Here is a 26,782-nt window from a genome sequence, read left to right as displayed (position 1 = left end):
AAACTCGTCAACGTCGCCGTCATGCGAAAGCTCATCGAGGCTGCAAACCTCGTCCTGAAACGCCAAACACCATGGCAATCAGAAATGCAAACGACATAGTTGCTTCTCCCGCGAGGGGAGAAGGAGGGGCGTCCCGCTATCGCCATTTTCCCGGATCTTCGTCCGGGGGACATCCGGTTGCGCGCTGCCCTCTCTTGGCCGCTTCCGCCGCTTCATGCTCATCGATCGCTTTGTGGAGTTCCTCCAGATAGTCGCCCAAAAGGGTCTGCTTGGCGTCCCGGTCTTCGCGCGCCTCGCGCAAACTCTCCAGACCTTCGGCGATCTTGATGAAGCGCAGGGTCATGATCTGGTAGCGCTCGGCTTCCCGGGGCTTCTTGTCCATCAGGGCGAGCTGGGCCGTGGAGAGGGTGCCGCGGGCGACCGTTTCCGGTGTGACACTGTCCAGGAAGCGGGCCATCACTTCCGGCCGCACGCCGAAGCGCGACAACGTGTCGGGGGTATCGACCTTGATCCCGGACCAATGGGGCCGCGAACCGGGCTGGCGGCGATGAGGCTGGTGATTGCGGGGACGCATGGCGCTCTCCTTTGCAAAGGGGACAGGGGAAGGATCGCCACGGTGGTGCCACCTGGCGGGATGAGGCGTGCGGGGGCCGGCCGAAGCCGATCTTTGTGAGTTTGTGAGTGGCATCGACAGACACCCCGCACACGGAGATTTGTCCAACGCCCTTTGGGGCGCTGCTCCGAAACCGGCCGGGTACCGCGACGGTCGAGGCTTAGTGCCGTCCGTCCTGGCCGATGGCCCTGCCAGAATGCGCCGTGGTCAACCCGGCACACCCGGACAAGCTCCGTCCTCCTCACACCCCCGGTCGACCGGACCGGGCCTCGAGTGGTGCGAGGACGGGGGAAGTCTAGGCACAGGTTTGGGGGGTGGGGATAAGGTAATGACTATCCTTCCCCTTGATGGGGAAGGTGTCCGGCGACTGCCGGACGGAAGGGGTGAATCCCGGTGTCCACGGGATAGACCTCGCCCCCACCCCCTCCGCCGGGCATGCGCCCGGCCTTTGTCGCGCCGAACAGTCCCCCGGACTGTCCTTGAGCTCCTCAGCCCCCATCAAGGGGGAGGATAATTCTTGTGTGCGTTCACGCGCCGCCCCTCATCCGGCCATCGGCAACCGTCTCCCCGGTGGGAAGAAGGGGCGAAAGGTCCTCGCCCTTGATGGGCGAGGGGGACCATTGCGCAGCAATGGTGGAGTGGGTGACCAAGGAAGACTCAACGCTTTGCGTTTCACCCCTTCCGCCCGCTTCGCGGCGTCGTCACGTCGGACAGTCCCCCGGACTGTCCTTAGGCTCCTCCGTCCCCGTCAAGGGGAAGGAGGGTGATCCCCTTTTGTCATCCCGGACGGATGCCCGGCGCAGGCCGGGCCCCTGCTTTCGCAGGGATAAACTCCAATCCGGGACCCATAATCCCGGTGTGAATCCAGCCTGGATAGACGGCGGAGTCTGCTTTCGGGCTTGTTCCGCGTGTATGGGTCCCGGCTCTGCGCCCCCGATCAAGTCGGGGGCATCCGGCCGGGATGACAAAGGAGTGATGTGACGCGCCTCAGCGCAGACCGGCCCCTGGATCACTTGCCGGGACGACGCCGTATCCGGTTCTCAAGGTCAAGGGCGCCTGCGGCGCCGTTCCACGGTTCCACCCTTGAGCTTGAGAACCGGATACGGCCTGCTGGCTGGCACGTGATTTTGGTTAAGCTCTCAGCCGTTGCGCTGAGATGCACGTTCACCCGTTGTGAAAGGTAAATCCCCTGGGTTGTATAGACGGCTTCCTGCTGTTTAGGCTGACCTCAATTTAAATGGGACGCAATTATGGTCGCACTTTTAGATGCGGATCGCCCGCACAAGGAGTTTAGGTCCCTTGCGGGGTTCTTATTTTTGCACAAGTTCGAATTGAGGGATTTTTTGTGCAGGGGGAGCGATCCCAAGGAGCAATTAGATTGGACCAAAAGATTCAATTCTCGTCATTCGTTTTCAGTACACCAAAGCAGGGATGAGCTCAGAAAGCTGAGTATTGCATTCCTCCTGGGGTCGCACATGTCTAGTTACGAGACTGGCGACGACGAGCATTTCGCGATCTTAGTGTCCGAACTGTCGGACGAGCAGTGGCGGTACGCTATTCGTCTATGCCCCTACCATAAGACTGTAGGGTTCATTCATAATCTTGAGTTTTTGTATGAAGCTATGGAGCGGTCATTAGTTGACTTAAGCTCTGCTCGCTCGGCTATGGCGGCCTCTATGATTTTCTTAGACACGACGCGGCCCCTCTATGAAGCATCTCAGCTGCAGGCGGCTACGTACTTCCTCAATTTCACTTCTCTTTATGCTACCTATTTGGATGTGTGTCGGAGAGTGCGAAAAGTGGCGGGGTTATCCGAAAGCGTTGCTTACAATAAAGCAGTTTTTCGACTTATTGGGCGTAACAAGGGGAAGCACGCATTTGTTAGAGATTGCCGTAATTATCAACTACACTATGAAGTGATAAAGCCTTCTGTCCAGGTCAGTTGGGGAAATGACAAAAATGAACTTCTATATATAGATAATAATGAAGTTTTATATTCTGGATGGGACTGGAAAGCGGAGTCGCGAAATTTTTTGCAGAGTTGTGATAAGACCGATTTGCTAGATGTTACTGAAAAAGTTCTTCGCGATATAAAGAGGTCGGTCAGTTTTCATCGGCGTATTTCAGAGCGCTGGCTACGGGGAGAAAAAAACGCATATGAAAGCTATCTACGACAGCGAGACCGTTATAAATATTTGGAGTCGTCCCAGGTTGATATTGGGGCAATATTTAAGCGCAAGAGTATTCTTTTCCAAAAACTTATTGATAGAAATCTGCTGAATGATTTGTACAAAAGTTCGCTGTCAAATGATGAGGTTAAGTTGCTAATTGAAAAAATTGTTGATCGACATAAAAATCTCCCTGCGAAAACAAAGAAAAAGCTATCTTCAGAGATAGATAAATTCCTTGCAAACAGATCTGAGAGGCCAGTATTGGGTGCGTATTTGCAGGGGCGGCGGGTGGACTAGGCTTCCTGAATATGCCTCTCTGAAGCTGTGTAGATTTGTTGGAAAAAAAGCCCCGGCGCTCTGCACCGGGGCTTCTTTCATTCCCATTTCCCAGAACCTCAGTCCTGGAACATGTCGCCATAGCGGTGACGGGGACGCTTTTCCCAGGCCTTGCGGTGGTAGACGTCGGAGACGATGACCGGGGCGACGGTGCTCGCTTCGGCGAAGACCATTTGTTCCAGGGCGACGTCGACCTTGCCCCAGGAGCAGGCTTCCTTGAGCGTGGAGGAGGAGCAGGCGCCGTCGCGGACGTCGGCGACGGTGATCTGGACGGCGTAGGCGTGCATCGGAACGTCCTCGCCGAGGATTTCCGCGCAGACCACGGTGTCCTGGGCGAAGTTCTTCGGCACGCCGCCGCCGACCATGAACAGGCCCGTCGTGCCGGCCTTGATCTTGATCTCGGTCAGCTCGCGGAAATCGGCCACGCTGTCGATGGACAGGTAGGGCTTGTTTTCCTTCATGCGCTGGACCTGGTGCTTCACCAGGCCGAAGCCGGCGGAACAGTCGGAGAAGGCCGGGCAGAAGATCGGCACGCCGTGCTCATAGCATTCCTGCACGAGGGAGCCGGGCTTCTTGGCATTGCCGTCGGCCAGCCATTTGCCCATCGCCTTGATGTAGGAGCGCGAGGAGCGCGGTCCCGGCTCGAGCATGTCGGCGATTTCCAGCGTGGCGTGGTCGCAGGCCTGGAGTTCTTCCTCGTCGATATAGGTGTCGTAGATGCGGTCGATATAAAGATCGCGCAGCACCCGGTCGTCGGGGATTTCCCGTGCCTGGTAATGCTTGAAGCCCATGGCCTCGAAGAAGTCCATGTCCACGATGGAGGCACCGGTGGAGACGATGGCGTCGACCATGTTGTGACGGACCATGTCACGCCAGACATGCATGCAGCCGCCGGCCGAGGTGGAACCGGCCAGGGTCAGGATGACCGAGCAGTCCGGATCCGCGACAGCGGCTTGCAGGATGCGGGCGGCGCGGGCCGCGTCACGCGAGGTGAAGGACATCTTCTCCCAGCTGTCGATCATCTGGCGGCCGTCAAAGGCCGTGATGTCGATATGCTCGATCGGGGAAGAGAGCAGCTCGGCCTTGCGGTTCGAGGTCTCGCTCATGCACGTCTCCTAAGTCTGGGGCGGCGGCGCCGGGCGCGCGCAAAGGAAATGACGGTCGATTCCGTGTCGTCCGCCTGATCGGGTTGGACCTCGAACATAGACGGCCAGGGCATATCCTCAACCGTGACGCGTTCGACGGTTCCGAAACCGTTGAAGTCCGTGGCCAGCGCGGTGCCATAGGCGCCGAGCATGCCGATCTCGATGATGTCGCCCTCGGCAATGTCCGCCGGCAGTTCGAACGGGCCGGGAATGGCATCCATCGAATCGCAGGTCGGGCCGAACAGGCGGAAAGAGGCGGTGGTCTCGCCGGGCTCGCCCTTGGCGCGGTGCAGGCGCACCGGGAAGGGCCATTTGGCGTGGGCGGCATCGAACAGGCGGCCATAGGCGCCGTCATTCAGGTAGAGGGCATCGCCCTTCACCAGTTCGACCCGGGTCAGCAGGCTCTCGCACTCGGCGACGAGGGCGCGGCCGGGTTCACACCACAGATCGGCATTCTCCAGCACCATCATCTCCTCGAAGGCATCCTCGATCGCCGTGATGTACTCATCGAGCGGCGGCGGGGTCATGCCCGGATAGATGGAAGGAAAGCCGCCGCCGACATCGACAATGTCCACGGTCACCCCGGCCTGAACGATCAGGCGAGAGGCTTCCAGCATGGCGGAGCGATAGGCCGAGGGCTGCATGCATTGCGAGCCGACATGGAAGCTGACCCCCAGCTCGTCGGCATGAGAGCGCGCCTTGCGGATCAGCTCCGCCGCCTCATAGGCGGGCACGCCGAACTTGCCGGCCAGCGAGAAGATCGCGCCGTCATTGGACACGGCCAGGCGGACGATGAAGGTCACATCCTTGGCGTAGTTCGTTTCCTCGACGATTTTCTGCAGCTCGGCTTCGCAGTCGAGGGCAAAGATGCGCACGCCGAATTCATAATAGGCGCGGCGAATGCTCTCGCGGCTTTTGACCGGATGCAGAAAGGCCATGCGGGCGCCGGGGCAATGCTCGGTCACCAGCTTGATTTCAGGAATCGATGCGACGTCGAAGAAGCGCGTGCCGGCCTTGTGGAGCGTCTGGAGAATCCAGGGGCTCGGATTGGCTTTGACGGCGTAGAGGACTTCGCCCGGAAAATTGTCCTGGAACCAGTGGCTCGCGTGTTCGACACGATCCGGACGTGCGCAGACGACCGGATTTTCTACGTGCCGTGAACGGACCAGGTCCAGGGGAGTATGGTACGTGTGCAACTCACGTGACCCCCTGTTGGCAGTTAACCCAATCCGGCATCGTCGCCTCCGCCGGGAGAAGCGCAATTAAAGTCACATAAGCGCTGTGTAAAGCGGGAATTTTTTGTGCGGTGCACATAGTCGGGGAGGGGCTCATCATGGGATGCCTCCGGTTGCGAAACGCGACCCCAGTGTGGTCAGGACGGGCCCGGATTTCAAGGCGTGCAAATATTGATCTGTCCACGGACCGTCTGGTCTTGACTCGCAATTCAATCATTATCGCGAGGACGGGCGTGAATTCTGTAAAAGAAGTGTCACATTCCGAGTTGTCGCAAAAAATTCAAAGTACAATGCTTCGGGAATACCCGAAACAGTTCAGGCGCGAAAACCCTTGTACAGCCTGCATATAGTCGGCCCTGACCGGCGTGACCCCCAGGACTGGTGTCCGGCGACGGCATGAATTCGCCTGTGGGCTCAGGCGGATGTCATTCAAGCGTTACAAAGCTGATGTTTATCCCCCCGCCATGCGGTCAGGTCCGGATCCGCCGGGCCGCCGTAGTCGAGATTCAATCCTTTTGGGGGTCTTCAATGTCGGTGAAGAAAAACTTTCGCGAGCTCCTGCTTGTGACCACCGCGTGCGCCTTTTTCGCGGCGTGCGCAGATACGTCCATCTCCTCCCCGGGTAATGAAGACCTGGGCACGCCTCCCGGTGGTGGCGGCGGCGGTGGTGGTGGCGGAAGCCAGACCACGATCGATCTGATCCCGGCCGGTGGCTGCGGCACGGGTTCGGTCCGCGAAACGTCCGTCACGAATGGCGACATCACGATCAATGCCTGTGAGATCACCGGCAACATCACCCAGGACACGGTGATCCCGGCCAATGCCGGCGTGATCATCACCGGCCCGACCTTCATCGGTCTGGACGACGGTGCCGTGGCCCAGAAGGATGGCAACCTGTCCGCCGGCGGCACGCCGGTGACGCTGGAAATCGGCGCCGGTGCCACGCTGTTCGGTTCGGAAGGCTCCGACTATATCGTGGTCGCCCGCGGCTCGCGCATCGAGGCCGTCGGCACGGCCGACAGCCCGATCGTCTTCACCTCGCGCTCCGACATCGAAGGCACGGTCGGTGAGAACGACCGGGGCCAGTGGGGCGGCGTGATCATCAATGGCCGCGCGCCGATCAATGCCTGTATCGATGGCACGGCCGTTGGCGGTTCCGCCGATTGTGAAAAGTCCGGCGAAGGCTCTTCCGGCCTGTTCGGTGGCGACAATCCGGCCGATGACAGCGGCATCCTGCGCTATGTCCAGGTCCGCTATGCCGGCTTCCTGATCAACAATGAAGACGAGCTGAATGGTATCGCCTTCCAGGGTGTCGGTAATGGCACGGAAGTCGACTACATCCAGGTCCACAACAATGCCGATGACGGCATCGAGATGTTCGGTGGCGCTGTTGACGTGAACCACGTCGTGCTGACCGGCAATGCCGATGACAGCTTCGACTACACGGATGGCTGGGTCGGCCGCGCCCAATACGTGCTGGTCCGCCAGTCCGGCGACGATGCCGACCAGGGCTTCGAGTTCGACAACCGCTCCTCGAACAACGACCTGACGCCGCGCTCCAACCCGATGATCTCCAACTTCACCATCATTGGTGAGCGCAATGCAGCCGAATCCGACGACGGCATGCTGCTGCGCGCCGGTACCGCCGGTGAGTTCTACAACGGCATCGTGGTCGACATGGGCGAGCAGTGCCTGGACATTGACGACGACGCGACCTTCGACGGCATCACCTTCAACAATGGCCGCCCGGCCTCCGAAGCGCTGATCGTCCAGTCGGTCTTCTTTAATTGTACCGAAAACTTCGCCGATGACGGTGCCGACGATCTGGTGGATGTGGCCGACTGGTTCAACAACACCATGATCAACAATGTCGACAGTGCGACCAATTCCATGGCCGGGGTCTTCCCGGGCCCGCAGGAACTGGCCACGACCGTCACCGACGTCAACGCCATCGACAGCTATTTTGACGCCACGAGCTTCGTCGGTGCCTTCTCGCCGTCCGAAACGAGCGCCTCCAACTGGGCGGCGGGCTGGACCTTCGACCTGTTCGAGGATCCGGGCTGTCCGGCCGGCACGACCGAGAGCGCCGAGACCATCAACGGCTCCCGCATCTGCCAGATCACCGGCAACATCACCTCTGACGTTCGTCTGACCCGCGGCTCGATCTACGAGCTGGTCGGTCCGGTCTTCGTCGGTGTGGACCGCGGCCCCGATCCGGCCAGCCCGCTGCCGTCCGGCATCGAAGCCAGCCTGACGATCGATCCGGGTGTCACCATCTTCGGCACCGCCGGTTCCGACTATATCGTCGTGGCCCGTGGCTCGACCATCAACTCCAACGGTACAGCAACCTCGCCGGTCGTCATGACGGCCCGCTCGGACGTCGAAGGCACGGTGGGTGCCAATGACCGGGGTCAATGGGGCGGTCTGGTGCTGAACGGCCGCGCGCCGATCAATGCCTGTATCGACGGTACGGCCACCGGCGGCACCGTGGATTGCGAAAAGTCGGGCGAGGGCTCTTCCGGCCTGTTCGGCGGCGCCACGGTCGACGACGACACCGGCAATCTCTTCTACACGCAGGTCCGCTATGCCGGCTTCCTGATCAACAATGAAGACGAGCTTAACGGCATCGCCTTCCAGGGCATCGGATCCGGTACGGAAGTCGATTACATCCAGGTCCACAACAATGCCGATGACGGCATCGAGATGTTCGGCGGTACCGTCGATGTTCGCCACGTGGTCCTGACCGGCAATGCTGATGACAGCTTCGACTACACCGATGGCTGGATCGGCCGCGCCCAGTTCGTGATCGTGGCCCAGTCGGGCGATGATGCCGACCAGGGCTTCGAGTTCGACAACCGTTCCTCGAACAACGACCTGACGCCGCGCTCCAACCCGCGTATCGCCAACTTCACCATCATCGGTGAACGTGGTGCCGCGGAATCGGATGACGGCATGCTGCTGCGCGCCGGTACCGCCGGTGAGTTCTACAACGGCATCGTGGTCGACATGGGCGAGCAGTGCCTGGACATCGATGACGACGCGACCTTCGACGGCATCACCTTCAACAATGGCCGTCCGGCCGATGAAGACCTGATCGTCCAGTCGGTGTTCTTCAACTGTACGGAGAACTTCGCTGACGATGGTGCCAACGATCTGGTGGATGTGGCCGACTGGTTCAACAACACCATGATCAACAATGTCGACAGCGCCACCAACGGCATGTCCGGCTTTGCCTTCATCCCGGGCAATAGCGGTGTCGTGCCGAGCGCCACGGAACTGGCCACCACGGTCACGGACGTGAACGCCATCGACAGCTGGTTCACCCCCACCACCTATGTCGGCGCCGTCGAGGACGCGAACGACACCTGGTACCAGGGCTGGACCTTCCGTCGCACCCAGTAACGCAACCGAGCCCCTGGCCGGCCCAGGCCGGCCAGGACTTCGTTTTGAATGCAGTCACATGGTGATTAGGATGAAAACCAATCGAATCGCGCTCTCGGCTGCGTTGCTGGCGTCCACGACGCTTGTTCCGGTAGCCGCCTTCGCGCAGGACGCTCCGACCTCCGAACCCGAAGACGTGATCCAGGTCCGCTTCCAGTACATTCCGGATGACCGTCGCGTCACTTCGGAAGTCTCTGCGGCCCTCTCGATCGACGATCTGGAAACCACCGGCGACTCCGACCTGGCTGCGGCCCTGGTCCGGGTGACCGGTCTGTCGAGCACGGGCGGCAAGTTTGTCGTCGTCCGCGGCCTCAATGAACGTTACTCCAACACGCTGCTCAACGGCTCGCCGATGCCGTCGCCGGAACCGTTCCGCCGGGCCGCGCCGCTGGACATTCTGCCGACCAACATTCTCTCGAATGTGCTCGTCCAGAAGACCTTCTCCCCGCAATTCCCGGGTGAGTTCGGCGGTGGTGTGATCGGTATCGAAACCTCGACCCTGCCGGACGACCGTTTCCTGACGGTTTCCGTGGGCGGCAGTTTCGACACGGTCACGACGGGCAATCGGGGTCTGACCTATGATGGGTCCGACACGGACTGGCTCGGCTATGACGACGGTCTGCGTGACATGCCGGCGGAGCTGGCTGCCGTGTTCGACACGACCCGCGTCGGCAACAACCTGCCTGCCGACCAGCAGCAGGCCATTGGCCGCTCGCTGGTGAATTCGGAACTCTGGGTGCTTCAGAATGTGGATGTCGACGCCAATGGCGACATCGCAGTGGAAGCCGGTGAGCGTTTCGATTTCGACAGCTTCTCGCTCGGCGTTCTCGGCGCCTTCTCCTACGACAATTCGTGGGAGACCCGTCAGGGTCAGCGCGGCAAGGGCTCCATCGGCTCCAATGGTCTCGTCTACGAGAACGGCCCGGTGACCGCGGACCGCTCCGGCCTCGCGCCGCTTGGCGAAGGCATCGACAACTATCTGTCGACCGAAAACACGATCGAAGCCTCGGGCATGATCTCGGTGGGCGTTGACTGGTACAACGACCACGAAATCAACTTCCTGAGCATGGTGCTGCGTTCGACCACCAAGGGCGCGCGTTCCGAAGAACAGTTCAACGCCGGTTCTTCCGCCGTTGTTCGCGGTGACTACACCGAATGGTTCGAGCGTCAGGTGATCTTCAACCAGCTCTCCGGCGAGCACGTGTTCGAAGGCCTCGGCGACCTGTCCCTTGACTGGCGGATTTCCGACGCGACGGCCACGCGTGACGCGCCATACCAGCGCTTCGTGAACTACCAGTACGAAGATGCCCTTCAGACCTATCGTTATGAAGGCGACATCAACGACAACTTCACCCGTTTCTCGGAAATCGAGGACAATACCCGCGACCGCGGCTTTGATCTCGCCTATCCGCTGACCCTGGGTGACGTCGATGTCGAACTGTCCGGTGGTTATTCCTACACCCTGCGCGAACGCGACGCCTATACGCGCCGCTTCTCCTTCGAACAGGGTTCCGAAGGCATTCCGGCGGATCTTCTGTTCTCCCGCATCGACTACATCTTTGCGAACCAGAACATCACCGACAGCCGCCTGCGTCTGGTGGAAACGGGCGGTCTGACCTTCCCGGAAGCCTATGCGGGTGAATTGCAGGTGGAAGCCGCCTATGCCGGTGTTGATGCCCAGCTGACGCCTTTCGTGCGCGCCGCGATTGGTGGCCGTTATGAAAGCGGACAGCAAAGTGTCGACACCTATGCTTTCCCGGCCAATGCAGCCGACAGCGGCCAGATCGAGACTCAGCTCAAGGAAGACTACTTCCTGCCGGCCGTGACCCTGACCTGGACGTTTGCCGATAACCTGCAGCTCCGTACCGGTTACTCCCAGTCGATCACCCGCCCGCAATTCCGCGAGCTGGCATTCGCCGAGTTCTTCAACACCGAAACGGACCAGCGCTTCCAGGGCAACCCGTTCCTTGTGAACACCGAGATCGAGAGCTTCGATGCCCGTCTGGAGTATTACTTCGGGCGTGAGGAGTTTGTGACCGTCGGCCTGTTCCACAAGATCCTGGACAATCCGATCGAGGAATTCATCATCCCGATCGGTGACGGCCTGAACACATCCTTCATCAACGCTCCGGAAGCGACGCTGACGGGTGCCGAGTTCGAATACGAAAAAGTGTTCGATCTCTCCGGTCGCTGGGACCAGCCCTTCTTCAATGACCGTGAGTGGTTCATCAAGACGAACTACACCTATATCCAGTCGGAAGTCTCCGCGGATGGCACGGTTACGGTGGCCCAGGGTGCCTTCGGCAATCCGCTGGCTCTCGAGCTGAATGCGGCCGGCTTCATCCAGGATGGCCGGGCGCTGCAGGGGCAGTCGGAGCACTTGTTCAACGTGCAGGTCGGTTTCGAAACCTTCGACGGCCGGGCTCGCGGGGCACTGCTCTACAACTATACGGGTGAGCGTTCGCGCGCCGTGGCCAACCTGTCCGACAATCTCCCGGAGATCGTCGAGCAGGTCCCGAGCTCGCTGGACTTCGTCTACAGCCGCACGGTTGAAGTCGCCAATGCCGACTGGGATTTCGGTTTCTCGGTCCGCAACATTCTCGGCGATGATTACGAAGCCACCCAGAGCGATGGCGATGTGGTGCTGCCGGTCGACACCTATGATGTCGGCACCTCCTTCAGCGTCTCCATCAGCCGCTCTTGGTAAGACGATACTGCGACGGGGCGGGCCTTTCGGTCCGCCCCGTTGAAATCGTCACACGAATATTCCCGAAACGTCGCAAAACTGACGTAGGCCGAGTGTATCGCACAGCCTGTTACTGATGGTACTAACGCTCTCTCTAGGGTTGAATGTCATCGGTTTTCAATTAGGGCGGACAAGCGGGTCAATGACGCAGGCACGGACAATGACGGCCAAGCAGCCGGGGAACGCATCCGTGCCGCGGTCCGTGCGGCTGGGTGTCCGCCTGGCCGAGCTCGCCCTCCTGGCCGGTCTCACCTTCATTCTTGCCCGTCTGATCTGGCTCATCGCCTTTGGCGCCAGCGCGGCTGATTTCCAGCAGGATGCCAGTGGCAATCGCCTGGCTGTTCGGGCCCCGGCCTATGTCGCCGATCTGTCCCGCCTGCGTGAAACCGACCTGTTTGCCGACCGGCGCCTGGGCGCGGCCCCAGCCGAGGCCGACCGGTCGAGCGTGCAGGAAACCCAGCTCAACCTGACGCTTCGCGGCATCCGCCGCGGCGCCACGCCGGACAGCGGTGGCGCCATCATCCAGACCCCGGACAATCGCCAGCGCTTCTTCGCCGCCGGACAGAGCATTCTGGACGGTGTGAGGCTGGATGAAGTGCATGTCGACCATGTCCTGATCGAGCGCCGCGGTGTCATCGAGTCCCTCTATCTGCGCGATGAGGATGGCGGGGCCGGCCGCGCTGTCTCGCGTCGCACCGAGACCACGGCGCCTGCCGCCAATGGGGGCGAAATGATTGCCGGCCTGTTTCGGGCCGAACCTGTGCGCGAAGCGGGTCGGGTGACCGGCTATCGCGTCAGCGAGGGCAGCCCGACCGTTCTGGCCGCCCTGGGCGTGCGCAACGGGGATGTATTGACCGCCATCAATGACCGCCCGGTCTCGGAGATTTCCGATCTGGGTGCCGAATTTGCCCGGCTGCGGGGGGAAGACCGCGTCGCGCTGACCATCAACCGGGGCGGCCTGCCCCTCAGTGTGCAAGTGGAACTGCCCTGATGCGTGATTTTCTCCGACACCTGACTGCGCCGATGCTGGCGCTGGCCCTGGCGCTCGTGCCGGCCGTGACCGTCAGCCTGCCGGCGCAGGCCCAGGACCAGGTGGTCAATTTCAACCAGGCCGAGATCCAGGCCGTGATCGATGATGTGTCCGCTGTCACCGGCTATACCTTCATCGTCGATCCGAATGTGCGCGGCCGGGTGACCATCACCTCGCAGACGCCGCTCTCGCCGGAGCAGTATTTCCAGGTCTTCCTGTCGACCATGCGGGTACACGGGTTTGCGGTCGTGCCGACCGCGTCCGGCGCCTATCAGATCGTGCCGGAACAGGCGGGCGCCCGTACGTCCAGCCCGGTCAATTCCGATGTTCGCGGCGACCAGTATGTCACCGCCGTGGTGCGGTTGAACCATGCCGGCACGCGCGATGCGCTGGGCGTGGTGCGCCCGATGGTCTCCCAGACCGGTTTCGTGAACGCTGCCGAGGACGGCCAGGCCCTGGTGATTGTCGACTATGCCGAGAATGTCAGCCGTATCCGCCAGGTCCTGCGGGATCTGGACCGCGATACGTCCGTGGTGGAAATGGTCGAGCTGTCCAATGTCTCCGCCGCCGAAATGACACGCATCCTGCAGACGATGCGCACGCGCAATTCGGCCGGTGAGGACGACACGGTCTTCAATGTCACCCTGGCCCCGATCCCGGCCTCCAACACGATCGTGCTGCGGGGCAATCGCCAGTCCGTGTCGGACATGGTCGCCCTGATCCGCCGCGTGGACGGTGTCAGCCGGTCCAGCCAGGGCTTCCGCGTGATCCATCTCAATCACGCCGATGGCGAGGATCTCCTGCCGATCCTGGAACAGGTGGTGGAAAGCCTGACCGAGGACGATACGCAATCGCGCCGTCCGTCGGTGTCCTATCACGCGCCCAGCAATGCCCTGGTGATCAATGCTGATCCGGATGTGCAGCGCGAACTGGAACTGGTCATCCGCCAGCTCGATACGCGCCGCCCGCAAGTCCTGGTCGAGGGCATCATCGTGGAAATGTCCGACACGGTGGCCCAGGAGCTGGGCGTGCAGATGCTGCTGGCCGGGGGTGAGGGCGATGCGCCGCTGGCGATGACCCGCTTCGGCTCCAACACGCCGGACCTGCTGGCCCTGACCGGGGCGATCGCCTCGCCGGGCGATGATGAGAGTTCCTTCAACGAGACCCTGCGCACGGCGGCGCTGAACTCCCTGCTGAATGCCTCCGGTGGCACGCTGGGCTTTGGCGGTCAGAACGGCAATGGCAATTTGTTCGGCCTGGTGCTCAACGCGGTCGAAAGCGATGTGAATTCCGATGTCCTGGCGACGCCGTCCATCCTGGCGCTGGACAATGAGGAAGCCTCCTTCCTGTCGGGCCAGGAAATCCCGGTGACCACGGGCGAAGTGCTCAGCGCCGACAATTCCAACCCCTTCCGCACGGTCGACCGTCAGGAAGTGGGGGTGCGCCTGGTCGTGCGGCCGCAGATCACCGAGGGCAATACGGTGCGCCTCCTGATCGAACAGGAAGTCTCTTCCGTGGCCGGGGCCGTGACCGCCGGCAGTTCCGACCTGATCACCAACAAGCGCTCGGTCAACACGACCGTGCTGGCCGACAATGGCGAGATCATCGTGTTGGGCGGGCTGATCCAGCAGGACGAGAATGACACCACGTCCGGCGTGCCGGGCCTGTCGCGGGTGCCGGGCGTGGGCCGTCTTTTCCGTTCCGAGGGCACGGAAACCCGTCGCACCAATCTCATGGTCTTCATCCGCCCGACCATCATCCGCGACGAGGCGGACATGCGGGCCGTCACCAGCAATCGCTATGACTATATCCGCAACCAGCAGATCCAGGGCTCGGAGACGGGCACAAGCTCGCTGGAATCCATTGTCGAGATGATGATGACGGAGACGTCGCAGGGTGACACCGCGAATGGCGAGTGAGACCCCTGTCCCCTACGCCTTTGCGCGCCGCAAGGGCGTTGCCTTCCGGCCCGGAGACAGTCCGGCCTTCCTGCTGCGCAGTGATGGCGACCGGCTGGGCCTGATGGATGTGCGCCGCGTCGTCGGTGCCAGCCATCCCGTGGTCCAGTGCGATCCGGCCGCTTTCGACAAGGCGCTGTCGGACATCTATGCCTATGACGCGCTGGGGGCGGATACCGAGACGGCGGATCATGAGGCGGGCGAAAGCCTGAGCCGGTTGATCGATGAAATGCCGCGCACCGAGGATCTGCTCGACAGTGCCTCCGACGCGCCGATCATCCGCCTGATCAATGGCATGATCGCCGAAGCCGTGCGAACCGCCGCCTCGGACATCCATGTCGAACCCTTCGAGGACCGCGTCTCGATCCGCTATCGCGTCGATGGTGTGCTGCATGAGACCGTCTCGGTCTCACCGCGCCTGGCTGCACCGCTGGTCTCGCGCATCAAGGTGATGGCGCGCCTGGATATCGCCGAAAAACGCATCCCCCAGGATGGCCGACTCTCGATCACGCTGGGCGGACAGTCGGTGGATGTCCGTGTTTCCACCCTGCCGTCGCGGCATGGCGAACGGGTCGTGCTGCGTCTGCTGGACAATTCCCAGGCCCGTTTCCGGTTGGAGGATCTGGGCATGCCGGAGGGCGTGCTGGCCGATCTGCGCAAGGCGCTGGCCCAGCCCAATGGCATCATCCTGGTCACCGGTCCGACCGGTGCGGGCAAGACCACCACGCTGTATGCCGGGCTGAACCTGCTCAATGAGGAAACCCGCAATATCCTCACCGTCGAGGATCCGGTGGAATACGCCATCGACGGGGTTGGCCAGACCCAGGTCAATGCCAAGGTCGGCATGACTTTCGCGGCCGGCCTGCGCGCCATCCTGCGCCAGGACCCGGACATCGTCATGGTCGGCGAGATCCGCGATGGCGAGACAGCGCAGATCGCTGTCCAGGCCTCGCTGACCGGTCACCTCGTCCTGTCCACCGTGCACACGAATTCCGCTGTCGCCGCGATTGCCCGCCTGCGCGACATGGGGGTGGAAAGCTATCTCCTGGCCTCGACGCTGACGGCGATCATCGCCCAGCGCCTGGTGCGCCGCCTGTGCGCGCATTGCCGCGAAGCCTACACGCCGGACGCCGCCGAGCTGGACCTGTTGGGCCTGACCGGGCGCAGCGATGTGACCCTGTATCGTCCGACGGGGTGTCCGCAGTGCAAACAGACCGGGTTTGACGGGCGGACCGGGGTCTATGAACTCGTCATGGTCGATGACGGGCTGCGCAAGCAGATCCATGACGGCGCCCGCGAGAGCGAGATGGCCGGCCACGCCTTCGCCCGGCGCAAGACCCTGTTCCAGAACGGGGTGGACCTGGTGCTGGCGGGCACGACACCGCTCTCGGAAGTCCTGCGGGTGAGCCGCGAGGAGGGCCGCGATGCCGGCCTTTGAGTACGAGGCGCTGGACGCGCGCGGCCGCAAGTCGAAGGGCCTGATCACGGCGGACAGTGAATACGCCGCCCGGCGCGAACTGCGCAGCCGGGAAATGGCACCGCTGGCCCTGCGCTCGGCGGAAGGCCGCAAAATGTCCGCGCAGGCGGATGACGGCGCCAGCCTGATGGAGCGCCTGCGCGCCCAGGACCTGTCCGGCCGCGAACTGATGCTGGTGACGCGCCAGATGTCGAGCCTGATCGGGGCCGGCATGCCGATTGCCGAGACCCTGGGCCTGCTGGCCGAACAGGGCGGGCGGCACCACATGAAGCGCGTCCTGTCGGCAGTCCGGGCGCGGGTCAGCGAGGGCGAACGCCTGTCCGACGCGATGAAGGCCTATCCGCGCTCCTTCCCGGCGGTCTACCGGGCCATGGTCGCGGCCGGGGAACAGGCCGGCGGGCTGGAGGCCGTGCTGGCCCGGCTGGCGGACTATCTGGAAAAGGAAGAGGCGGTGAAAAACCGCATCACCGGGGCGCTGGTTTATCCGGTGGTTCTCTCTGTCGTGGCGCTGGGTGTGGTCATGCTGTTGATGACCTTCGTCGTGCCGAAGATTGCCGACCAGTTCACCGGAATGGGGATGGCGCTGCCGCTGCTGACCCGGATCATGATCAGTCTCTCCGCCGGTCTCCTGGCGAGCTGGCCCTTTCTGCTGGCGGGCGGGGCGGCGCTGGTGATCGGCGCCATGCTGGCCCTGCGCCAGGCATCGGTCCGGACCGGGTTTGACGGCGTGATGATGCGCCTGCCGCTGCTGGGCGGTTTCCTGCGCCAGGTCGAGGCGGCGCGCTTTGCCCGCACGATGGGTATCCTGATCGAGGCGGGATCGGTCCTGCCCGACGCGCTGCAGGCGGCGGCGCGGGCGACGGGCAATCTGGCCTTCCGGCAGACGGTGGAAAAGGTGAAGGCGGATGTGGAGACCGGGCGCGGCCTGTCCGATGCGCTCCAGGCCAGCCGTGTCTTTCCGGCCCTGATGCTGTTCATGGTCGCGGCCGGGGAACGCTCCGGGGCGCTGGGCGAGATGTTCCGCCGCTCCGCCGATCAGCTGGAACAGGATATCGACGGCGCGGTGAGCGTCGGACTCAATCTTCTCGAGCCGGGCATCATCCTGGTTCTGGGCGGTGTGGTGGTGGTGATCGTGCTCTCCATCCTCCTGCCCATCCTGCAACTCAACACTTTGGCTCTTGGCTAGGGAGGCGTCGATGACCGACCCGCTCGCAAACCCTTCTATCCGTGACGACGAGACCGACAGCGAAGCCGGTTTCTCGCTGCTGGAGATCATGATCGCCGTGGTGATCATCGGCATCATGGGCACGATCGTGCTGCTCAACGTCCTGCCGGCGCAGGACCAGGCCATGCTGCAGAAGGCGCGCACCGACATTGCCACGCTGGAACAGGCGCTGGATGCCTACCGGCTGGACATGCGCGAATATCCGACCTCCGAACAGGGCTTGCAGGCCCTGGTGGAAGCGCCGCGCGATGCCGTCAATTTCCGCGAGGGTGGCTATGTCCGCCGGCTGCAGGACGACCCCTGGGGCAATCCCTACCAGTACGCCTATCCCGGCCAGCATGGCATGATCGACATCTATTCGCTCGGTGCCGATGGCCGCGAAGGCGGTGAGGGCCTCAATGCCGATATCGGGAACTGGCAGGGCTGATGCCCTGCAGCCGGCCCGATACCAACCGGCGTGATGCCGGGATCTCATTGATCGAGGTCCTGGTCGGCGTGTCGATCCTCGGCATCGTCGCCTTTGCCATCACGCTGAGCCTGCAGCCGCAGGCGCGTCCGCTCGATCGCGAGACGGACCGTCTGGCCCTGCGGCTCAACCAAGCCGCCGAAGAGGCCGTGGCGACCGGTTCGCCCGTCGGTCTGTCGGTGGAGGCGGGCGGGCAGTCCTATGCCTTCCATCGCTATGTCGACCGGCGCTGGTGGGTGTTGCGGGATCATCCCGCCCTGTCAGCCCATCGTCTGGATGAGGCCGTGCGGCTCGACGTGGCGGACGGGTATTGGGTGGCGGATGGTGGCGCGGCCGGCATTCCGGCGATCTGGTTCGACCCGGCCGGGCTGACCGAACCCTTCCGTCTGCGGCTGGAAACCCCGGACGGCTGGACCGAGCTGGGCTGGTCCGGCGGGGGCGGGCTGGAGCGGATCGAGGGCGGACGCTCATGACCCGCGAGACCGGTTTCTCCCTGATCGAGATGATGGTGGCGCTGACCGTGCTGGCGGTGGCGGGCCTCGCCCTGGTCAACATGACCGGTGCGACGACGCGCAATACGGCGGCCGTGGAGCGCGGCAGCCTGGCGGCGCTGGCGGCGGAAAACATTCTCAATCTGCAATGGCTGGACGCGGCCCGTCCGGCCTCGCGCTCGGGCCGGTATGAACTGGCCGGGACGGCCTATGACTGGTCGCTGGAAGTGGCGCGAACCGATGATGCGGGCCTGCTGCGCCTGCACCTGGAAGTGCGCGAGGCCGGTGAGACGCGGGTCGCGGCGGAGTACACGACCTTCCGGAGGGCGGAAGGATGACGCGGCCGGTCACCGCCGAGAGCGGTTTCTCCCTCATTGAAGTCCTGGTGTCGGTCTTCGTCTTTGCCGTGATCGGCGCGATTTCCGTGGCCCTGATGTCGTCGAGCCTGAGCGCGCAGGCGGTCAATCGCGAGGCGCTGGACCGGACGGCGCAGCTGGACCGGTTGCGCACCCTTCTGCGCGAGGATGCCGGCCAGATCGTGCTGCGCCCGGTGCGCGATGCGCATGGCGCACCCGAGCACGCCGTCTTCGCGGCCGATGCTGACGGTGTCCGGCAGACCGGCAATCTGGCCCGGGATGAGCGGGTGCTTCTGGTCCTGACCCGCCGGGGCCGGGCCAATCCCGGCCTGTTGCGGGCGCGCAGTTCTCTGATGCGGGTGGAATACCTGGTCCGCGAGGACACGCTGATCCGCCGGGTCCGGGCCTATCCCGATGCGACCGCGCGGACGCAGGACAGTGAAGTCGTGCTGGTCTCCGATGTGTCGGGCGTTGAGCTGGACGTATTGCAGGGCGCGGTGTGGAGCCGGCGTCTTCGCCTGACGGCAGCAGGTGAGGCAGGCCTGCCGGGCGCGATCCGGCTTCGCTATGACTGGGCCGGCATGGGCGCGATGGAACATGTTGTCCTGACCCCGGGAGGTGTGCAGTGATGCGGGCCTTCGCACACAAGGACAGTGGTGCCTCTCTGGTGAGTGCCCTGCTTCTGGTCGCGGTGATGGCCAGCCTGGCCGTGGTGTTGGCCGGGGATCTGCGCTTTGCCCAGCAGCGCGCGACCAATCTCCAGCTGCGCGACCAGGCCTATTGGTATGCGCTGGGGGCACGCGAATTCTCCGAAGCCCTGGTCGAGCGCGCCATGGCGGATCCGGACACGGCCTTGAGGCCGGATGCGGACTGGCTGACCGGTGCCCGCCAATTCCCAATCGAGCGCGGCCGGTTGAGCGGACAGGTCCGGGACGGGAATAATTGCTTCAACCTGAATGGGCTGGTGACGCCGGATGGCCAGGGCGGTTGGCGGGCTGACCCGGCGCAGCAGGACCGGTTCGAAATCCTGATGCGCTCCCTCGACATTCCGGCGAGCGAGGCAGCGCGGATCGCGGCCCAGGCGGCAGACTGGATCGACAGCGATGCCCGGCCCCTGGCCGCGGGCGGCGAGGACGGGCTCTACACGGCCTACCGGACCGGCAATACGCTGATGTCGGAGCGCGCCGAATTGCTGGCCCTGGATGCCATGACGCCGGATATCTACCGCGTGCTGGAGCCTGTCGTGTGTACCCGGCCGGTGGCCGCGCCGACGCGGTTGAACATCAATACGCTGCAGGCCGATCAATGGCCGCTCCTGGCGGCGGCCTTCGACGGCAGCCTCACGCGCACGGCCATTGAAGGCCTGCTGCTGCAACGTCCGCAGGACGGGTTCGCCGATATCGAGACCTTCTGGGCGCTGGATGTCGTTCGTGAAACCGATCCGGACGGGTTGCGCCGGGACCTGGTGGGTCTGGAGACCCGCTTCTTTGAAATCGAGATTGATGTCGTCCATGCCGGCCAGGTGTTCCATCTGGCCGCGCTGGTCGAATGTGCCGGTGGCCGGGTCCGCCGGATCACCCAGAGTTATGGAAGTATCGCATGAGCCAGGACCTGATCCTCAGGCTGGAAGAGGCCGGACGCCTGCACTGGTCGGTCATCGAGCGCGCCAGCGGGCGTCGCCTGCATGACGGTGTCGCGGATGGCGAGCTGGCCGAACTGCCTGTTCCGCTGGACGCGGTGAACCGGACCCTGGTCCTGCTGCCGGCCCAGAGCGTGTTCCTGGCGGAGATCGACCTGCCGGCCCGCGGTGACCGGGACGCGCAACAGGCTGCGCCTTTTGCCATCGAGGACGAGCTCGCCGCGCGCCTGGACGACACGCATGTCGTGCCGGGGGCGCGGCAGGAAACCGGCCGGCGCTGGGTGATGGCGGCCCGCCGCGACCAGGTCGAGGCCTGGCGGGCGCGGGTGGATGCGCTGGCCGTGCGGCCGGTCCATGTGCTCAGTGAGTGTCTGGCCGCGGCCGATGCGGCGGCGGGGCTGACCCTGTTCGACCGCGGCGACAGCGTGCTCTGGTTCCAGGGCGATGCTGTCCGCCAGCCCGGCAAACCGGCGGGGGGGGCGCTCGATCCCAAGCTTTTCGGAACGGTGATTTCCCCGCTGGTCCAGCCGGTGGGCGGTGCCGGGGTGACCGTGTCGGCCACGCTGGGGCTGGCCGGCGAGAATTTCCGGCAGATCCCGCGTGGTGATCTCGACCTGATGGCGTCGGCCTTGCCTGACGCCGTGGTCGCGGCCCAGCCGCCGCTTCTGGGGACAGACCTCCTGTCCCGAATGGATTGGTCGGCCCTGGTCGAGCCGCTGAAACGACCGGCCGCGCTGGCTGCGGCGCTTCTGGTGGGTTTCGGTCTGCTGACCGGGGGCGAGGGGCTTTACTACCGGATGCAGGCGGACCGGTTCGATACCGCGACGATTGCCGAATTCCGGGCCGCCATGCCGCAGGTGACACGGCGCGTCATCCCGGCAGAGGCGGAACGCCTGCTCGGCGACGGGTTGGCTCGTCTGGGCGGCGGCGAGACCGGCTCCTCTTTCCTGCAATTGACGGCGGCGCTGGCGGAATTGACCGCGGGCAGCGAGACGGTGCGGATCGATCATGTCCGCTTTGATCGCGCCCGGTCCGAACTTCTGGTGTCAGCGCTCTATGCCGATTTTGCCGATTTCGAGACGCTCAATGCGCGGGCCGAGGCGCTGGGCATTGTGCTGGCCGATGGCGGCGCGCGCCAGAGCCAGAATGCCATTGAGGGCGAGTTCACGGTGAGGCTGCGATGACCCGGTTTTTGACCCCGATCCTGGCCTATTGGCAGGCTCGTACCGGCCGCGAGCAGGTCATGCTGGGCGTGATGGGTGTGATGATCCTGGGCCTGATCCTGACCGTGGCGGTGATCCGTCCGCTGCGCGATTTCCATGCGGCGGCGCGTACGGATTATGCCGCGTCCATGCAGCTTTACCGCTCGGTGCAGGCCGATGCCCGAGCCTATCGGGAGCTGGCGGCCAGCGGGGCCGGCGAGGCGGCGCGGACGGAGCAATCCCTGCGGGCCGTGGTCGGCGCAATGGCGCTGCGCAACGAGATCGCCCTGGCCCGCATGGTTCCGACCGAGGATGGCGGGCTGACTATCACGATCGACCGCGCGCCGGGCCCGTCGGTGATGCGCTTCCTGGTCGGACTGGAACAGGAGCACGGCATTGCCGTCATGTCCGCCAGTCTCGACCGCGAGCCGGGCCAGATGGTGTCGGCCTCGATCCTGCTGCGGCAGGCGGGAGGCGCGTGATGTGGGCACGGGCGGGTCTGGTTCTGGGCTTTCTTCTGGTCTGGCTGATCGTGCTCATGCCGCTCAAGGCGGTGGTCATGCTGGCGGGGCCGGCGGGCTATTCCGACGTCTATGGCACGGTCTGGGATGGCCGGATCTATGATCTGCGCCTCCGGAACCAGACCGTGCGGGAGACCCGGGTCGGGCTGCGGCCTGCGGGGTTGCTGACCGGACAGCTGAGTCTGGATTGGCAGATCGAGGATGACAGTCTGCGCGGCCGGGGCCGGGCGGATTGGAGCGGTGGCCGTGTCCGGCTCACCGGGGCCGATTTCTCTGTCGCCCTGGATCGGCTGGATGCGCCAGACCTGCCCGGGCTGGGCGGTGGTGAGCGGGTGCAGGGCCGGATCAGCGAACTGGACTGGCGAAACGGCACCTGCCGCGCGGCGGCGGGTGAAGTGCGCACCGGCGCGCTGACCGGGTTTGACGGTCCGGTCCTGACAGGGCAGCTGGCCTGCCGGGACGGGGTTCTGGTGGTGGATTTTGCAGGCCGCTCCGACCGTCTGGAACTGGACGGCGAGGCGGTGTTCGGCGCGCAGGCTGTGGACTGGCGCGTGACAGCACGGACGGAAATGTCGGACATGGCCGACATGCTGGCCCTGGCCGGGTTCGAGCGTGACGGTGATGTCTGGCAGCGTGAAGGGAGACGGGCTTATGACGGCAATCCGTAGACACTGGGTCCCGCTCCTGTGCGGTCTGGCCGGTCTGGTCCTGGCGGGTTGTGCCAGCACGGGCGGGGCCGCTCCGTCCGCATCGCTGCCGCGACCGCCGGCGCTGGAACAGGCTCGGCCCGGGGCTGAAGCCGCGCTGACCGATGGGCAATCCGGCCTGCCCCCGCAAAGCCTGGCCGATGGAGCCTGTGCCACATTCTTCTGGACGGCGGATGCGGCGCACCGCCTGGTCGCTTTCGAGAATGAGACGGACGGGTTTGCCCGCATCTTCGCCATGGGCGCCGAGCACGGTTTCTACACGCCGGCGCGCGAGGGCGGCTATGTCACCGGCGATCCGTTCCATCGCGTCTATGCCGATGCGCAGCGACAGCTGGACATCCGGTTAAGTGGACGCGTGGGCGAGAGCCTGCCGACGGGGCAGCGGATCGAGCGGGCCGTGATGCGCGTGGTCCAGCCCAATGGCCGCACCCTGGTGATCCCGGTGATCGGTGTCTATGCCTGCCGCGGTGCGGGCCAGGCACCGCGCTAGTAGACGGGCGGGTACAGGCCGGGACCATAGGCGCGATAGACCCAGGCCAAGGCGATGCCCAGGGCGAGCCAGGGGCCGAAAGCGTAGGGCGTGGTGTCATTGAGAGGCTGACGCCGGATCAGCGCCAGCATGCCCACGAAGAGCAGGGCGGAGAGGGCGCCGATCAGCACGATGCCCGGCAACAGCCAGCCACCGCACCAGGCCCCGCCAGCGGCCAGAAGCTTGGCATCCCCGCGCCCCAGCCCCTGGATGCCGCGCAGCTTTTTGAAGCCGATCTCGATTGCGACAAAAACGCCATAGCCCAGCGCTGCACCGACCAAAGACGCAGCCGGGGTATTGAACACAAACGCATTCGCTGCCAGACCGGCGGCGATCAGCGGCAAAGTCACTGGATCGGGTAGCCGGTATGTCCGAAAATCGATCCAGGACAGCGTGATCAACGCAGTTATGAGGATCAGGCTCGCGGCGTGGATGACAATCATGCGGGTCCTGTCACAAAAGTGTCTTGGGACTGCGCCAAAACATCGGCGCGCAAAGGGGTGAGGCCAAACATGACAGACGCCGCAGCGGCGCTCAAAGCCGAAAATGTCCGGATGACATTCGGCGAGACGAAGGCGCTCGACAATGTCAGCCTGACCATCGAACCGGGTGAAATGGTGGCCCTCATCGGCCCGTCCGGTTCCGGCAAGTCCACCCTCCTGCGTGTCGGTGCCGCCCTGCAAGTCGCCGATACCGATTCCGGTCCGGTCTCCGTGCTCGGCAAGGTCATGCAGTCCAAGGGCAAGATCAGTTCCGGTGTGCGCGCCAATCGCGCCCGGCTCGGCTTCATCTTCCAGCAGTTCAACCTGGTCGGCCGCCTGACCCTGTTTGCCAATGTCATGCTGGGCGCCCTGGGCCGCCTGCCGGCCTGGCGCGGGGCGCTGGGCCTGTTCCCGACCTCGGTGAAGCAATCCGCCATGGATGCGCTGGAACGGGTCGGCATTGCCGAATTCGCCGGCCGCCGCGCCTCCAACCTGTCCGGCGGTCAGCAGCAGCGCGGCGCCATCGCGCGCTCGCTCGTCCAGGGCGCCAAAGTCCTGTTCGCTGACGAGCCGATCGCCTCGCTGGACCCGGTGTCCGCCCGAAAGGTGATGGAATTGCTGCGCGAGCTGAACCAGACCGATGACCTGACCGTGGTGGTGACCCTGCACCAGGTCGATTACGCCCAGAAATTCTGCGACCGCACGGTCGCCCTGAACAAGGGGCGGATCGTCTATGACGGACCGTCCGACGGTCTGAGCCGCGAGAAACTGGTCGAGATCTACGGCCCCGAATTCGAGACGGCCTTCCATGGAGGGGAGTCATGATCCGCCTGATGTCCCAGATTTTCCTGCGCCTGGCGCTTCTGGTCTCGCTGGCCGGCCTGGCCGCCTGTTCGGGCCCGGCGGACACCAGCGGCGATACCGGTGCCAGCCCGACCGTGCTGACCGAACCGGTCGAACGCCGCACGCTGAATTTCGGCATCATTGCCACCGAGTCCTCGTCCAATCTGGAATCCAACTGGCGCCCCTTCATCGCCGCCATGTCGGAATGGACGGGCTATGACATCCAGCCCTTCTATGCCTCCGACTATGCCGGGATGATCCAGGCCATGCGCTATGGCTCGATCCAGGTGGCGTGGTTCTCCAACTTCTCCGGTCTGCAGGCCGTGCGGCTGGGCGGTGGCCAGGTCTTTGCCAAGGCGACCTATCCGGACGGGTCGGAAGGCTATAATTCCGTGCTCATCGTGCCGGTGGACAGCCCGATCCAGTCGGTCGAGGACATTCTGACCTGTGACGGATCGATCGATTTCGGCATGGGTGATCCCAATTCGACCTCCGGCTATTTGGTCCCGTCGGCCTTCATTTTCGCGCCGCGCGGCATTGATCCGAGCGAGTGCTTCAACTCGGTCCGCAATGCCAACCATGAAGCCAATGCCGTGGCGGTGGCCAATGGGCTGATCGATGTCGGCACCAACAACACCACGAACATGACGCTGCTGCAGCGTACGCGTCCGGACATTGCGGCCCGTATCCGCGTGATCTGGACCTCGCCGCCGATCCAGACCGACCCGATCATCTGGCGTACGGACCTGGACGAGGAAGCCAAGCAGCGCCTGCAATACTTCTTCATGAATTATGGCCGCATGGGCACGCCGGAAGAAATTGCGGCGGCCCGCGAAGTGCTGGATCCGTTGTATTTCGGCCTCTTCCTGCCCTCCTCCAATGCGCATCTCGATCCGATCGTGCAGCTGGAAATCGTGCGGGACCTGACCGAGGCCCGGAATGATCCGGACCTGTCGGAGGCCGAGCGCGAAACCCGCGTCGCGGCCCTGCGGGAACGTCTGGCCGAGGTGGAAGCCGGGAATACCGGTCTGATCAGCCAGGCCAGTGCCGTGGGTGATGTCCAGACCGATGGTCCGGCGCCGGCGGAAGTCTCCAGCATCAACTGGCTGGCCAGCGGCGCCATGCTGGGCCTGGCCCTCGTTCTTCTGACCCTGCTCCTGTGGGCCTCCGCGCCGCGCGGGCCGGGACCGCGCGTGCCGCTGTTCGAACGCGTTGCCAATGCGGTGATTGCGGCCGGCGTGATCATCATCCTGGTCTGGAGCTTTGACAGTGCCGACATGGATCGGTCCTACCTGCTGGTCGAGAATGCCGGGGATATGGGCGAGTTCATCGCCGGCTTCTTCCCGGATGATATTTCCTCCGCCGCCTCGCGCACCGAGTACGGCCAGAACCTGATGCATGGCTTCTCCGAGGCCGTCCCGCAGATGATCGTCACCGTGCAGATCGCGATCTGGGGTACCTTCATCGCCGTCTTCTCGGCGATCCCGTTCGGCCTGCTGAGTGCCCGCAATGTGGCACCCAACTGGGTGGTGCAACCGGTGCGCCGCCTGATGGACGTGTTCCGCTCGATCAATGAGCTGATCATTGCCCTCGTCTTCATTGCCGCTGTGGGCCTGGGGCCATTGGCCGGTGTGATGGCGCTCGCGGTCCATACGACCGGCGTGCTCGCCAAGCTGTTCTCGGAAGCCGTTGAGGCGATCGATAACGGGCCCGTGGAGGGTGTGCGCGCCACCGGCGCCATGCCGCTGCACGAAGTGATCTGGGCGGTGATTCCGCAGGTCGCCCCGCTGTGGACCTCTTTCGGTCTCTACCGGTTCGAGTCGAATGCGCGCTCGGCCACCGTGCTCGGCCTGATCGGGGCGGGCGGTATCGGCCAGATCCTGTTCGAAGCGGTTCGCGCCTTCGATTATCAACGGACCGCGGCCATCGTGATCGTCATCGTCGTGGCCGTCAGCGCCATCGATTTGCTGTCACAATTGCTGCGCAAACGTCTCGTCTAGACAGCGTCAGATTGAGCCGACGAAACCGGCCCGGGACCCCAAGGTCCCGGGCCTTTTTCTTGTTTACATGGTGCTTTTCGACTCTTCGCGGAATACTGCAACAAACTTGTGATGCGTTTGTTGCAAAACCGTCATGGATTCCGATTACGAGCTTTCGCGAAATACCAAA

General features: G+C 63.7%; 22 protein-coding genes. 18 read left to right on the top strand and 4 right to left on the bottom strand.

Translation table 11 applies throughout. From position 1 onward, the window contains the following. Positions 1 to 136: 136 nt before the first annotated feature. Positions 137 to 574, bottom strand: a complete 438-nt coding sequence (locus FCS99_RS15700) for a hypothetical protein (RefSeq protein ID WP_138514285.1) — start codon at positions 572 to 574, stop codon at positions 137 to 139. 1,514 nt (positions 575 to 2,088) lie between these two features. Here FCS99_RS15700 and FCS99_RS15695 point away from each other — a divergent pair. Then, a complete protein-coding gene (locus FCS99_RS15695) occupies positions 2,089 to 3,081 on the top strand; it encodes a hypothetical protein (protein ID WP_138514283.1) in 993 nt (330 codons plus the stop codon). A 98-nt stretch (positions 3,082 to 3,179) separates the two neighbouring features. Here the strand turns inward: FCS99_RS15695 and FCS99_RS15690 are convergent, their stop codons facing one another. Further along, positions 3,180 to 4,226, bottom strand: a complete 1,047-nt coding sequence (locus FCS99_RS15690; RefSeq protein ID WP_138514281.1) for a 1,9-bis(guanidino)-5-aza-nonane synthase — start codon at positions 4,224 to 4,226, stop codon at positions 3,180 to 3,182. Continuing rightward, on the bottom strand, positions 4,223 to 5,461 hold the full coding sequence (locus FCS99_RS15685; protein ID WP_138514279.1) for a type III PLP-dependent enzyme: 1,239 nt from the start codon (positions 5,459 to 5,461) through the stop codon (positions 4,223 to 4,225). Before FCS99_RS15685 ends, FCS99_RS15690 begins: the two co-directional genes overlap by 4 nt. 567 nt (positions 5,462 to 6,028) lie before the next feature. Here FCS99_RS15685 and FCS99_RS15680 point away from each other — a divergent pair. The 15 genes from FCS99_RS15680 (at position 6,029) to FCS99_RS15610 (ending at position 23,249) form a co-directional block, all read left to right on the top strand. After that, positions 6,029 to 8,902: a hypothetical protein gene (locus FCS99_RS15680; RefSeq protein WP_138514277.1), complete on the top strand. Its 2,874-nt coding sequence runs from the start codon at positions 6,029 to 6,031 to the stop codon at positions 8,900 to 8,902. A 70-nt stretch (positions 8,903 to 8,972) separates the two neighbouring features. Further along, positions 8,973 to 11,648: a TonB-dependent receptor domain-containing protein gene (locus FCS99_RS15675; RefSeq protein WP_138514276.1), complete on the top strand. Its 2,676-nt coding sequence runs from the start codon at positions 8,973 to 8,975 to the stop codon at positions 11,646 to 11,648. A gap of 229 nt (positions 11,649 to 11,877) precedes the next feature. Then, positions 11,878 to 12,678, top strand: coding sequence for a type II secretion system protein N (locus tag FCS99_RS15670; protein ID WP_171036415.1), 801 nt, complete (start codon positions 11,878 to 11,880; stop codon positions 12,676 to 12,678). Further along, entirely contained in the window at positions 12,678 to 14,636 is a 1,959-nt protein-coding gene (gspD, locus tag FCS99_RS15665) for a type II secretion system secretin GspD (protein WP_233352872.1), read from the top strand. The genes FCS99_RS15670 and gspD overlap by 1 nt, the downstream gene beginning before the upstream one ends. After that, positions 14,626 to 16,113 carry a type II secretion system ATPase GspE gene (gene gspE / locus FCS99_RS15660; RefSeq protein ID WP_138514272.1) on the top strand — a complete coding sequence of 496 codons (1,488 nt, stop codon included), beginning with the start codon at positions 14,626 to 14,628 and terminating at the stop codon, positions 16,111 to 16,113. Before gspD ends, gspE begins: the two co-directional genes overlap by 11 nt. Continuing rightward, positions 16,100 to 17,338, top strand: coding sequence for a type II secretion system inner membrane protein GspF (gspF, locus tag FCS99_RS15655; protein ID WP_138514270.1), 1,239 nt, complete (start codon positions 16,100 to 16,102; stop codon positions 17,336 to 17,338). The genes gspE and gspF overlap by 14 nt, the downstream gene beginning before the upstream one ends. Before the next feature lie 10 nt (positions 17,339 to 17,348). Continuing rightward, positions 17,349 to 17,804 carry a type II secretion system major pseudopilin GspG gene (gene gspG / locus FCS99_RS15650; protein WP_138514268.1) on the top strand — a complete coding sequence of 152 codons (456 nt, stop codon included), beginning with the start codon at positions 17,349 to 17,351 and terminating at the stop codon, positions 17,802 to 17,804. Further along, positions 17,804 to 18,316, top strand: coding sequence for a GspH/FimT family pseudopilin (locus FCS99_RS15645; protein WP_138514266.1), 513 nt, complete (start codon positions 17,804 to 17,806; stop codon positions 18,314 to 18,316). Before gspG ends, FCS99_RS15645 begins: the two co-directional genes overlap by 1 nt. Further along, positions 18,313 to 18,672, top strand: coding sequence for a type II secretion system minor pseudopilin GspI (gene gspI / locus FCS99_RS15640; RefSeq protein WP_138514264.1), 360 nt, complete (start codon positions 18,313 to 18,315; stop codon positions 18,670 to 18,672). The genes FCS99_RS15645 and gspI overlap by 4 nt, the downstream gene beginning before the upstream one ends. Beyond that, positions 18,669 to 19,319 carry a type II secretion system minor pseudopilin GspJ gene (gspJ, locus tag FCS99_RS15635; protein WP_138514262.1) on the top strand — a complete coding sequence of 217 codons (651 nt, stop codon included), beginning with the start codon at positions 18,669 to 18,671 and terminating at the stop codon, positions 19,317 to 19,319. The genes gspI and gspJ overlap by 4 nt, the downstream gene beginning before the upstream one ends. Then, entirely contained in the window at positions 19,319 to 20,293 is a 975-nt protein-coding gene (gene gspK / locus FCS99_RS15630; RefSeq protein ID WP_138514260.1) for a type II secretion system minor pseudopilin GspK, read from the top strand. Before gspJ ends, gspK begins: the two co-directional genes overlap by 1 nt. After that, the gene (gspL, locus tag FCS99_RS15625) at positions 20,290 to 21,513 is read left to right on the top strand and encodes a type II secretion system protein GspL (RefSeq protein ID WP_171036414.1); all 1,224 of its coding nucleotides are present in this window, start codon (positions 20,290 to 20,292) and stop codon (positions 21,511 to 21,513) included. The genes gspK and gspL overlap by 4 nt, the downstream gene beginning before the upstream one ends. Beyond that, a complete protein-coding gene (locus FCS99_RS15620; RefSeq protein ID WP_138514256.1) occupies positions 21,510 to 22,013 on the top strand; it encodes a type II secretion system protein M in 504 nt (167 codons plus the stop codon). The genes gspL and FCS99_RS15620 overlap by 4 nt, the downstream gene beginning before the upstream one ends. After that, positions 22,013 to 22,720, top strand: coding sequence for a type II secretion system protein N (gene gspN / locus FCS99_RS15615; protein ID WP_138514254.1), 708 nt, complete (start codon positions 22,013 to 22,015; stop codon positions 22,718 to 22,720). Before FCS99_RS15620 ends, gspN begins: the two co-directional genes overlap by 1 nt. Further along, positions 22,704 to 23,249 (top strand): hypothetical protein, encoded by a 546-nt coding sequence (locus tag FCS99_RS15610; RefSeq protein WP_138514252.1) that lies wholly within the window; start codon positions 22,704 to 22,706, stop codon positions 23,247 to 23,249. The genes gspN and FCS99_RS15610 overlap by 17 nt, the downstream gene beginning before the upstream one ends. On the opposite strand, the gene FCS99_RS15605 is transcribed toward FCS99_RS15610, so the two are convergent. After that, a complete protein-coding gene (locus FCS99_RS15605) occupies positions 23,246 to 23,731 on the bottom strand; it encodes a prepilin peptidase (RefSeq protein WP_138514250.1) in 486 nt (161 codons plus the stop codon). The two genes, FCS99_RS15610 and FCS99_RS15605, sit on opposite strands and share 4 nt — an antisense overlap. A gap of 69 nt (positions 23,732 to 23,800) precedes the next feature. Here FCS99_RS15605 and phnC point away from each other — a divergent pair, with 69 nt between their 5' ends. After that, a complete protein-coding gene (gene phnC, locus FCS99_RS15600; protein WP_138514248.1) occupies positions 23,801 to 24,595 on the top strand; it encodes a phosphonate ABC transporter ATP-binding protein in 795 nt (264 codons plus the stop codon). Beyond that, positions 24,592 to 26,613, top strand: coding sequence for a phosphonate ABC transporter, permease protein PhnE (gene phnE / locus FCS99_RS15595; RefSeq protein WP_138514246.1), 2,022 nt, complete (start codon positions 24,592 to 24,594; stop codon positions 26,611 to 26,613). The genes phnC and phnE overlap by 4 nt, the downstream gene beginning before the upstream one ends. Positions 26,614 to 26,782: the final 169 nt, after the last annotated feature.

It is taken from the genome of Maricaulis alexandrii (assembly GCF_005871165.1).
Lineage (GTDB): Bacteria > Pseudomonadota > Alphaproteobacteria > Caulobacterales > Maricaulaceae > Maricaulis > Maricaulis alexandrii.
The sequence above is the reverse complement of the archived record's forward strand: the minus strand, read 5'-3'. Positions and strand labels throughout refer to the sequence as shown.